The sequence below is a fragment of the Pseudoduganella umbonata genome (genome assembly GCF_014192225.1).
In the GTDB taxonomy this organism is placed as follows: Bacteria; Pseudomonadota; Gammaproteobacteria; order Burkholderiales; family Burkholderiaceae_D; genus Rugamonas; species Rugamonas umbonata.
Window position 1 is genome coordinate 235061 of sequence record NZ_JACHXS010000007.1, and the last position, 11427, is coordinate 246487.

Sequence of the window (11427 nt, forward strand, 5' to 3'; positions counted from 1 at the left end):
CAATGGCAAGCATTTCTGTCAACGCTTACCGGGGACAGACCCCAGCGATGCAAGCGTTCCTTGCGACATCAAGCCACCCTCAATCGAACGCCCACGTGTACAGCACATCCAGCGCATTGTTCGTGCCGGTCTGGAACTGCAGGGTGATCCGCTGGTTCAGTTTGTAGCGCAGCTTGACCAGCGACGTGGCGCTGCCGGCACCCTGTTCGAAGCCCAGGTAGGCGCGTGACGACAGCTTCTTGCCGACGGTGACCACGGTATTTTCCAGCCCGGTGGCGTTGCCGCTGCCTTGCGACACGCCCAGTTCGTCCAGCCCGACCTTGTTGGCGAAGCTGCCGCCGCCCTTGCCGCCGAACAGCGCGCCGGCGGCCGTGCCGAGCAGGCCCATCTCGTTGCCCTGCATGTCGTCCATGCCGTGGCCCAGCACCAGCCACGACAGTTTCTCGCTGTCCGGCACGGAAGGCGTGGATACCAGCCGCGCGGTCGGCGACAGGGCCGTGCCGCGTACCTCGACGCCCGCTTCCACGTTGGTATCGGACAGTTCCGTGCCTTCCGGGCGCTTGCGCACCGCCAGGATGTTCAGGCCGGGGTTGTCGTAGGCACCCGTGAAGTTGATCACGCCGCGCTCGATCGCCAGTTTCTGGCCGTAGGCCGCGTAGGTGCCGCTGGCCACGCGGATGCTGCCGTTGATGCGGGGCGCGCGGCGGTCGGCGACCCGCACGTGCACGGCGCCGGCCAGGTAGGCGTCGAGGCCCTTGCCCTTCAGGCGGAAATCGTTGCCCAGGTCCGCTTCCAGGTCCACGTTCAGCGGCATCGCCTGCGCGGTTTCCTTGATCGTGGGCTTGCTGCGGCCGAGGATCACCACGTCGTCGCTGATCGTCGGCGAATTCTCGTCCGGCAGTTCGATGTCGGCGCGGTCGGCGCGGAACTTGCCGTTCAGCTGGAAGCGTTTGGCATCGCGGATCACTTCGCTGGACCCGGACAGCACCAGCGTGCGGTCCGGACGCGACAACGCTTCGAGCTTGTCCGCCGTCAGCTTCAGGTTCATCGTCATTTCGTTGCCGGCCAGGCGCGCCCAGCCTTCCGCGTCGGCGCGGCCCGTGCGGCCTTCCAGGTGCAGCTTCTGCAACGTCAGGCGGTCGCCGTCCACGCGGGCCAGCAACTGGCCGTTGCGCAGGCGGACGCCCTGGTCGGCCCAGTTGATCACCAGGCCGTTGCCCGACACGTCGCCGTTCAGGGCAGGGTTGGCGACCGTGCCGCTGCCGGCGATAGCGCCCTTCAGCGCGCCTTCCAGTTCCAGCCCGTCCATGCCGGACAGCGGCGCCATCCAGGCGATCGACGGCACATCCACGCTGCCGGTCACGGCCAGCGGACTGTCGCCGGGAATGCGGCCGTCGCGCAGTTGCGCCGTGGCGTCCAGCGCGATGCGGCCGGCGCGCGTGCCGACCATGCCGGCCTGCACCTTCAGCGTATTGCCGGCGACGTTGACGCCGGCCTGCAACTGCGACAGCCCGAGCGGCAGCGGCCTGGCGCCGCCGGTCACGGTGATGTCGCCTTTCTCGCGGAACACGCGCACCGAGCCGTCCAGCGCCGGTGCGCCGCCACCGGCCGGCAGCGTCATGTCGAGGCCCCAGTTCGCGCCCAGCGTCAGGTCGCTGACGACGCGGCCGCGCCACGCATCGGACAGTTGCGCCAGGTACGTGGCCGGCACGCCGGCCGCCGTACCACGGCTGCGCCAGCGGGGGCCGTTCTTTTCCAGGTTTTCCACGCGCAGGCTGCCTTCCGGCAGGCCGATCACGGCGCTGGACAGTGCGATGCGTTGCGGTGACGCCAGGCCCGCCACGCCGCTGCCCTTCGGCGCCGCGATGGTCAAGGGTGCGGGGGACTGCAGCGTCAGTGCGAAGCGGCCGCGGTTCTGCAACGTGTCGATGCTGCCGGTCCACGTGTCGTTGGCCCAGCCGCCCTTGATGCGCAGCGCCGCGTCGAAGTCGGGATTCGCGGCGGACAGGGCGATCGTATGCGCCGTGCTGGAGCCGCTGCTCTGCAGGCGGGCGCGGTCGATCGAGATCGCCGGCGAGCTGTAGCCCGTCACGTTGACGTCCGCCACCAGCGCATCGACGTTGCCCAGCGTGCCGGTGGCCTTGATCGCGCGCACCTGGTGCTGCGTCATCAGGCGCAGCGAATTACCTTCGATGCCGAACGACAGTGTGGGTTTCTGCATCGTGCCGCCCAGCGTGCCGGTTCCGCGCAGCACGCCGCCGAAGCCGGCGCCCAGGCTGGACAGTTGCGGCGCGTCGAGCTTCCAGTTCAGCCGGTCCGCCGGAGCGCCGAACGCGCCCCTGGCCTGCAGGCTGTTGGGGCCCAGGCGCAGGTCCACGTCGGCATTGTCCACGTGGCGGTGGTCGGCGGTCAGTTTCGCGTGGCCGGTCAGCGGCGCGTCGACCAGCGTCGACGGCGCGAAGTCCAGGTTCACGTTGGCGCGCCAGTCGGCCGCCAGCCGCGCGTTACCCGCGAACGTGGCGTTCAGGTTGCCCGCGGGAGCCGAGGCTGCGAACGCGGCCGGATTCACGCGCCGCGCGCTGCCGGACACGGTGACTTCCGGCGACTTGTCCTTGCCGGCCAGCGCGAACTGGCCTGAAGCGCGGATCACGCTGTCCAGCGCGCGCACCTTCGCGCCCGTCAGGCCGATGCCGCGCGCTTCGACGTCGAAGCTGGTGCGTGGCGCGGCGTAACCGCCGGTCGCCACGCCGCTGCCGCTGACCGAGCCGGCCAGGCCTGGCTGCAGGGCGGCCAGATCCTTCGCGTCGACCTTCCAGTTCAGCTTCTCGGCCGGCAGGCCGAAGTCGCCGCGCGCCTCGACCGTGTTGCGGCCCATCGCCACGCTGGCGGCGATGTTCGTCAGGTGCTGCGCATCCGCATCCAGCTTGCCGCTGCCTGACAGGGACTGGCCGGCGAATTTCGATGGCCGGATCGTGAAGCCGACGCTGGCGTTCAGCTCGGGCACCAGCTTGCCCGCCACGTTCGCCACGGCATTCAGGTCCGCTTTCGGGAAATCGCCCAGTGCCGCCGGATCGAAGCGGTCCACCGTGGCGGCCATCCTGAAGGCGCGGTCGTCCGCCAGGCTGGCCTGGCCCGTCAGGCCGATGCTGCCGCGGCCGGCCTGCAGCCTGGCGCGCTCGATCGTCACCAGCGTGTCTTTCAGGTTGGCGTGCGCGTCGAGGCGCATGTTCTTCTCGGCCAGCGCAACGTCGAACGTCTGCACGGTAGCGGCACCGCTTCCGGTGCTCTTCGCCGATACGTCGCCGGCGATCGCGGTGGCGTTGGCGGCGCTGTGGATGTGGCGCAGGTCGAGGCGGTCGGTGTGCAGCCGGATGTCGGCCGTTTCGATGCCGCCGTCCGGCCCGGTGCGCTCGACCCGGCCGGTGCCGGTGAAGCGGCCGGCGTTGCCCAGGTCGATCAGCAGGTTGTCCAGCGTGGCGGCGGTGAGATTGCCGCCCAGGCGCGCCGTGACGGCCTTCAACGGCAGCAACTGCCGGTCGATCGGGCCGGGCGCCGCCTTGTTCGTCAGCTCCAGCAGGCCGCTCACCTGCTGCTGCGTGCCGATGTCGGCCTTCACGCGCAGGTCCAGGCTGGCCTTCGGCCATGCCGACTGGAAGCGCGACGGATCGACGCCGTAGGCGCGGATGTCCGCCGCCCGCAGCGGAATCTTCTCGAACGGCGTCAGCGTCACGGTGCCGTCGCCGTTGGCGTTCGGCGACGTGCCCTTGATCCCCAGCGTCATCAGCGACAGGTTGCCGGTCGCCGCCACCGCCAGTTGCGCGGACGGCTGGCCCGGCGCGATGTGCACTTCGGTCAGCGCGGCCTTGGCTTCCAGCTTGAACGGCTTTTGCGCGCCGATCGTGCCATCGGCCGCCACCCGGCCGAACGGCGTGACGGCGCTGGCGCTGGTGAGCTGCCATTGCGTCTTGTCGCCATACAGCCTGGCTCGCACGTCGGTGATCTCGGTGCGGGTGCCGGTCAGGCCGATCATCGTCAGCTTCAGCAATTGCGCGTCATCGACCGCGATGCGGAACGGCGGCGCCAGCGTTTCCGGCAACACGGTCGGTTCATCGTCCTCGCCGGTGGTCCGCATCAGCACCGACTGCACGCGCAGCTGGCTGATCTCGATGCCGGACGAGAAGAACTGCAGCGGCGACCAGTCGATGTCGATGTTGTCGGCGGTGATCGTGCTGGTCTTGCCCTTGTAGACGACCCGGCCGATGTGCATGTGGTTGTACAGCGAGCCGGTGACGCCGGTGATCGTGATCGCGCCGCCGCTGGCCTTTGCCACGCGCTCGGCGATCTGCTGCAGCGTGGTTTCCCGGCCCAGCAGCCAGATCGCCCCGCCCAGGATGACGACGGTGATGCCGGTGCCGATCAGCGTGCGGCGCAGCCAGCGGCGCTCCTTGCGGGGCAGCGGCGCGTCGTCGCTGGACTGGTTGGCCGGATTGTCGGGGGTGTTGGTATCGTCGGCCATCAGAACGTGAATCCAAGTGAGAAGTGCAGGCGAGCCTTGCGCGTCGCGTGGCCGAAGGCCACGTCGACATTGATCGGGCCCACCGGGCTCTTGTAGCGGGCACCGACGCCATAGCCGGATTTCGGATGAATCTCCGACAGCGAATCGGCGGCGTTGCCGGCGTCGTAGAACACGGCGGCGCCCCAGGTGGGGCGGAACCAGTACTGATACTCGGCGCTGGCGGTGGCCAGGTAGCGGCCGCCCACGGTGGCCTCGCCTTCCTGCACGCCCAGTTCCTGGTACGCGTAGCCGCGCACGGAATTGTCGCCGCCGGCGCGGAACAGGTAGGTGGCCGGCACGCCATCCTTGCTGCCCGAGCGCAGCGCGCCGATTTCGCCGCGGAAGATCAGCAGGTTCTTTGCATCGACCGGGCGATAGGTGATGCCGCGCGCCGTCACGCGGATGAATTTCTCGTCGGTCAGGATCGGCAGCAGCGCGCCGCCCGCCGTGGCGTTCAGCACATAGCCCTTGGTGGGGAACACCAGGTTGTCCAGCTTGCGCCACGTGACGGCGTACGTGATCGGCAGGCTCATCGCGTGGGTCGGTTCGGCCCCGGCGATCGTGCGGCTCTCGTTCAGGTACTCGGCCGAGATGCTGCGTTCCAGCAGCGGCGTGCCCCAGGCGCGCTTGGCGTACACGGAGGCGGTGCGGGTGACTTCGCCTTCGATGTCGTTGCGTTCCAGCGCGGCGCCGAAGCTGTCGTTGTAGCCGTCCGCCGTGGTGGGGAAGTAGAAGTCGCCGCGTGCCGTCTGCTTCTTCTGTTCCACCGTCAGCGCGCTTTTCAGGCGCAGGCCCCAGATGGCCAGGTCGTCATAGCTGACCGACGTGCGGCCGCCCGTATTGGTGGAGAAGCCGACACCCACGCTGACATTCTTGCGCTTGTTTTCCACCACGTGCACCAGCAGCGGCACCGGCGGCAGCGTGGCCGGCTGCGGCGCGCCGGCGCTCTGTTCGGCCTGCGCTTCCTGCCGTTCGCCGATCAGCGTGTTCAGGTCAGCCGTCACCTCCACGTACGAGAAATAGCCGGTGTCCTGCAGCTTCGCCTGGAAGGCCTGCAACGCCGCTTCGCTGTACAGGTCGCCTGGATTGATCTTGTTGAGGTTGCGGATGACGGCTTCCGGATACCGTTTCAGCCCTTCGATCCGGATCTCGCCGAAGCGCATCTCGGGGCCGCTGTCCAATGCCACGCGCAGCAGCGCGCGTTTCGTGTCCGGATCGACGGTGGCGACGCTTTCCGTCATTTGCGCGCGCGGGTAGCGGGTCTGCACCACGGCGCGCAGGATCGCCCGCTTGGCGCCTTCCCAGTCCGCCTGGCGGAACACCTGGCCTTCGGCCAGCGGCCAGCTGGCCTTCAGCGCTTCCTTGTCGAACGGCGATTCCGGGTTCGACGCGAAGCCGTTCAGCACGATTTCCACGGCGCCCACCAGTACCGGTTCGCCGGGCGTCACGTCGACCGTGACCTGCGGCGAGGTGCCGCTTTCGTCGAGCTGCACGTTGACGGTGGGCGAATAGTAGCCTTCGGTGGCCAGCAGCGTATTGGCCTGCGCGGGCGCGGTGCGCACCATGCGGCGCAGCTGTTCGAGATCGGTGCGGGGATTGCCGCGGTACTTCAAAAGGTCGAGGTTTTCTTCCAGCAGATCGTCGAGGTCGCCTGGCGCATTGATCCGGACGTTGTACTGCAGCCCCTCCGCCGCATAGAGCGCGAGCGGTGCCGCCAGCATTGCCGCGCAGGCCAGCCGCATTACATTTGTGACGAGTTGTGCCAAAATTCGTGACCCCGGTGATGGATGGTTGATTATTATCGGGGCGATGTTACCGGATCGGTAAAAAAGATGGCGTACTTATAAGATTTTTTGGTTTTCGAGAAGGATGCAATGATGACACGCGATGCCGCCCTGGTGCTGTTCTCCGGCGGGCAGGATTCCACCACCTGCCTGGCCTGGGCCCTGGACCGCTACGAGCGGGTCGAAACGATCGGCTTCGACTACGGCCAGCGCCACGCGATCGAGCTGACGATGCGCCCGCAACTGCTGGCGAAGCTGCGCACGCTGCGCCCGGACTGGGCTGCGAAGCTGGGCGACGACCACATGATCGACCTCGGACTGATTTCCCAGCTGTCGCACACGGCGATGACGGAGGACATCGAGATCACGATGCAGGCCAACGGCTTGCCGAATACCTTCGTGCCCGGCCGCAACCTGATGTTCATGATGGTGGCGGCCACGCTAGCCTATCGCCGCGGCATGAACGTGCTGGTGGGCGGCATGTGCGAAACCGATTTCTCCGGCTACCCGGATTGCCGCGACGACACGATGAAGGCGCTGCAGGTGGCGCTGAACCTGGGCATGGATACCCGCAGCAGGCTGGAGACGCCGCTGATGTGGCTGGACAAGGCGCAAACCTGGGAACTGGCCGAGGACCTGGGCGGCCAGCCGCTGGTCGACCTGATCCGTGCCGACACGCACACCTGCTACAAGGGCGAGCGGGGCGCGCTGCACGACTGGGGCTACGGTTGCGGCGAATGCCCGGCCTGCGCGCTGCGGGCGCGGGGTTATCAGAACTACGTCGCGAACCAGGCGGCATGACGTGAAAAGGGCCGCGATCGCGGCCCTTTTTCTTCTTTCCCGCGGCGCTCAGATGGCCGCTTCCTTCATTTCGGCCGCGCGGCGTTTGCCGCGGCGGTTGAAGTACCACACCAGGCCGATGACGATCGCCAGCGGCAGCAGCAGCGGCGACAGTGCGGCGGCGAGCGCCACGCCCAGCGCGGCCAGCCCGAACACCACCAGCACGCCCAGCCCGGCGAACAGCAGGCCGATCAGGATGGCGACGCAGACCACCACGATGGCGCCGACCAGCAGCCCGCCGCCGGCCAGCAGCACGCCCAGCACCCAGCCGAACGGCCCGTCGAATTCCTCGCCGTCGACATTCACGTGGAAGTCCTGGCCCCATGGTTGATCGAAGGCGTTGCAGGCTGCGATGAACAGCAGCACGACGATGGTGACGGCGAGAAGTTTTTTCATGATGTGCTCCAGGGAGTGGCTGTTTCGATGGTTGAACTCTACGCGGCCATGGCTGGAGAAGCGGAAGGAAAGCGACGAACGGTTGGATTTGCGGGGCGAACGGGAAAGAACCCGTACCCGGTACGCAAAACGAAAACCGGTGACAGGCTCCGGTTTTTTTGAAACATTTCCTGGAAATAGGAGCCTGTCACCGGTTTTTTGTCAGCGGTTTTGCGCCGCCGGCGGTATTAAAAACTGTGCCGCAGTCCGAACGAGGTGGCCGAGATGTGCGCCCCGGCCAGCGGTCCGCCCAGCGTGCCGACGCCGTTGATCGGGAAGTCATATGCCGCGTTGCCGTCGTTGCGCAGCCGCGTGTGGTATCCATACACCGTGGTGCGTGGCGAGAACAGGTACTCGTAGCCGGCGGTGGCGTGCACGGCGCCCGTGTCCGCGCCGCCGCGCACGAAGCCGACGGTGCCGCTGCCGTGGCCGTCGCTGGCCCGGCCGATGCTGGCGCGCAGGCCGTGCCGGCCGGCCTGGTGGCTCAGCGACACATACAGCGCGTTGCGGGCCAGCCGGCCCGCCGGCAGTTCGTAGGCGAGGCGCTCGGCGACCACTGCCAGCCGGGTCGTGCCGAACGTGTAGCCGACAGCGGCCTTGCTGCCCGTATCGGCGCTGCCGGGGCCGTGGTATTCGTGGTGGCGCTCGTGCGCCAGCGCCAGGTACAGCGGACCCGCGTCGTGGATCAGCGCCAGCGACAGCAGCGAGGGCTTCGCGCCGCTGGCCGGGCGTTCTTCGGCCAGCCCGTGCGTGGCGCGCAGCGTCCAGCCGCGCCAGCGGGGCGACCACCAGTGCACGCTGTTGGCCTGGCGGCGATCGAACGATGCCACATCGGCCACGTTGTCGGTCGACGAGGCCGAGCCGTTGGCGAGGATGCTCATGTAACCTGCCGTGGTCGGATAGAACGGGTCGAGGCCCGACGTGGCGCCGTTGTACGCCGTGGTCCAGTGGCCGGCGAACAAGGTACCGAACGGGCCTTCCAGCCCGACGCGGGTGTCGCGCCGGGCGATCTCGCCTGCGCCGGTGTCGGGCGCCAGCGTGCCCTCGACCTGGAACAGGGCCTTCAGGCCGCCGCCCAGGTCTTCGCTGCCCTTGAAGCCCAGCACCGATCGGTTGTTGACCATGCGTCCCACGTGCGCGCCGGGGGCGCGGGCCGCTTCCAGCGAGACATTGAGGCGGCCATAGACCTGCACCTGGGCGTGGACGAACGGTGTGGCCGCCGCGCTGGCGGACAGGGTAAAAAGGCGGATCAGGGTGGATGTCTTCATGGTTGCCATTGTCCGGTGGCGGCGCGGCGGCCGGCATCCCCCAAACGTGGCGCCCCCGGGGCTCCCATTTTTCCCTCTGAAGCTGCTATAGTACTGGGTATTCATACAGTAATTTTTGCCGAGAGGACCCATGCAAGATCTGATCGAGGAAACATTGATGGACGAAAATGCGCCGGAAAACGAGCATATGGACGAGCGCGAGCCGGAAGATGCGCTGATCCAGGAAGACCGCGTCTGGCAGGGCCAGGGCTGGACCGCCCGCGTCATCAAGAACGAGGACGATGAAGGCTGGGCCGTGGCGATGATCAAGGACGGCGAACCGGAGCCGGCGCTAGTCGGACCGTGGACAATGGGACGCGACAAGAAAAACCCCAAGCCGCTGGATATTTCCGCCTTCCATACGCTGGTCAAGACCGCCAACGAGGTGATCCGCCGCCACGAACAGCAGCTGCACGCACGGCTGCACAAGTCCGTGCGCGTGGTGACCGACGACGGCGCGGCAATCACCGTCAAGCTGGTCATCACGCCGGACGAGGACGAGCCGTATGCCACGCTGACGGCCGTCGACGAATATGGCGACGAACTGGCGTCGGTGCGCACGCGGCCCGATTTCCGGCTGTCCGTCACCAGCGCTACCGATTGGATCGAAGGCGGCTACCGGAAGCCGTCGGGCGGATAACAGCCGGCCGGTCGATGGCGCGCGCCGGCTGCGCGCGTCGACTGCATGCTTCGGTTTCACGCTTCGGTAACATGCTTCGGTAACACGCTTCAGTAACACGCTGCAGTTACAAGCTTCAGTTACACGCTTCAGTTACGCGCTGCGTTGCTCCGATCGGTCGCCCCCGATCGGTTGCACCTGCTGTTGCCTGGCTTGTGTTGCATTTTTGTAGTGGCGCTGGCCCTCGGCGAAAGCGCCTGTTATATTTCCTGATTGCATTTATTTACTCCAGGAAATTCGATGGAAGATCGTCTCCGCCGCCTCGAAGCCGTCCAGGCCGTGCTGCTGGAAATCGGCCAGCTGTCCACCCGCTGTACCGACATCGTCGGCTTCCTGCGCGCCGTGCACGGTGCGCTGGGCCGCATCATGTATGCGGCTAATTTCTACGTGGCGCTGAACGACCGCGACGGCGCGCCGAACGCGGTGCGTTTCGTCTACTTCGTCGACGAAGCCGATACCCCGCCCGACCCGGCGGAAGTGATGCACCTGGCGTCGCCGGACGAGTCGCCCACCGCGTGGGTGATCCTGAACCGGCAGTGCCTCGTGATGACGGCGGCCGAGCATATCTCCCGCAGGAAGGTCGCCGCCTTCGGCGTGGGCACGGTCGCCGAGCACTGGATCGGCTGCCCGCTGATGGACCAGAACCACCAGCCGCTGGGTGCGATCGTCATCCAGAGCTATGACAGCGAACATACCTACAGCGGGGAAGACCAGGCCCTGTTCGCGCTGATCGCCAACCAGGTGTCATCGGCGCTGCAGGGCCTGCAGAGCATGGACCGGCTGGAGCGCGCGGTGCAGGAACGCACCGCGCGGCTGGACACCGCGCGGACGGCGCTGGAGCGGCAGAACGCGGCGTTGAACCATGCGCTGACGCAGCTGCAGGATGCGCAGGCGGAACTGGTGCGGCAGGAAAAGCTGGCGTCGCTGGGCCGCCTGGTGGCAGGCGTGGCGCACGAGATCAATACGCCGCTGGGCATCTGCGTGACGGCCACCTCGCACCTCGTCGAGGAACTGAGACTGACGCGGCGCGACCTGGCCGAAGGCCGGCTGGACGAGGAAGGCCTGAACCAGTTCTTCGATACCGTCGACCAGTCGCTGCGCATCATGACGGGCAATACCCAGCGCGCCGCCGCGCTGGTGCGCAGCTTCAAGCAGGTGGCGGTGGACCAGTCGTCGGAAAACATCCGCCATTTCAACCTGGCGAAGTACCTGGCCGAAGTGCTGCTGTCGCTGCAGCCCAAGCTGAAGGGCAATCCCGTCAAGGTGCGGGTGGACTGCCCGGCGGACATCGACCTGGACAGCTTTCCGGGCGCGGTATCGCAGATCGTCACCAACATGATCGAGAATTCGCTGGTGCACGGCTACGAGGAAGACCAGGCCGGCACGATCCGCATTACCGGCCGCATCGATGGCGACCACGTCTTGCTCGACTACAGCGACGATGGCATGGGCATGGACCAGAGCCTGCTGGCCCAGCTGTTCGACCCCTTCTTCACGACCAAGCGGGGCAGTGGCGGGTCCGGGCTGGGTGCACACATCCTGTACAACCTGGCGACCGGCCCACTGGGCGGCACCATCAAGGTCAGCAGCGCGCCGGGCATGGGCCTGCACTACAAGCTGCGCTTCCCGCGCGACCAGCGCAAGCGCGCCAACTGAATCAGAACCGAAGCAGAACCGAAGCACCCATGGATGAGCCCGTGTCCACCTTGGGGTCAATCCCCGAAAGTGGACACGGGCTCGGCTGGAGATGAAGGTTGAGCTCGTGTCCGAAACTTGGCTCATGTCCGAAACGCAGGGTTGCCGCCACGGTGGACAGGAACTGGGCCG

At 67.2% G+C, this 11427-nt stretch carries 7 protein-coding genes; 3 read left to right on the forward strand and 4 right to left on the reverse strand.

What is annotated here, in order from left to right; translation table 11 throughout:
• Window positions 1-79: 79 nt before the first annotated feature.
• A complete protein-coding gene (locus tag FHS02_RS18985; protein ID WP_137315902.1) occupies window positions 80-4516 on the reverse strand; it encodes a translocation/assembly module TamB domain-containing protein in 4437 nt (1478 codons plus the stop codon).
• Complete coding sequence (locus tag FHS02_RS18990) at window positions 4516-6297, reverse strand: autotransporter assembly complex protein TamA (RefSeq protein WP_137315903.1); 1782 nt, start codon at window positions 6295-6297, stop codon at window positions 4516-4518. Before FHS02_RS18990 ends, FHS02_RS18985 begins: the two co-directional genes overlap by 1 nt.
• A gap of 132 nt (window positions 6298-6429) precedes the next feature.
• Here FHS02_RS18990 and queC point away from each other — a divergent pair, with 132 nt between their 5' ends.
• Entirely contained in the window at window positions 6430-7140 is a 711-nt protein-coding gene (gene queC / locus FHS02_RS18995; protein WP_137315904.1) for a 7-cyano-7-deazaguanine synthase QueC, read from the forward strand.
• A gap of 48 nt (window positions 7141-7188) precedes the next feature.
• Here the strand turns inward: queC and FHS02_RS19000 are convergent, their stop codons facing one another.
• Together FHS02_RS19000 and FHS02_RS19005 are read right to left on the reverse strand one after the other, a co-directional pair.
• Window positions 7189-7575: a hypothetical protein gene (locus tag FHS02_RS19000; protein ID WP_137315905.1), complete on the reverse strand. Its 387-nt coding sequence runs from the start codon at window positions 7573-7575 to the stop codon at window positions 7189-7191.
• 227 nt (window positions 7576-7802) lie between these two features.
• Window positions 7803-8882, reverse strand: a complete 1080-nt coding sequence (locus tag FHS02_RS19005; protein ID WP_137315906.1) for a porin — start codon at window positions 8880-8882, stop codon at window positions 7803-7805.
• 157 nt (window positions 8883-9039) lie between these two features.
• On the opposite strand from FHS02_RS19005, the gene FHS02_RS19010 reads away from it, so the two are divergent.
• Window positions 9040-9561 carry a hypothetical protein gene (locus FHS02_RS19010; RefSeq protein WP_137317639.1) on the forward strand — a complete coding sequence of 174 codons (522 nt, stop codon included), beginning with the start codon at window positions 9040-9042 and terminating at the stop codon, window positions 9559-9561.
• 279 nt (window positions 9562-9840) lie between these two features.
• Window positions 9841-11256, forward strand: a complete 1416-nt coding sequence (locus FHS02_RS19015; RefSeq protein ID WP_137315907.1) for a sensor histidine kinase — start codon at window positions 9841-9843, stop codon at window positions 11254-11256.
• Window positions 11257-11427 lie beyond the last annotated feature (171 nt).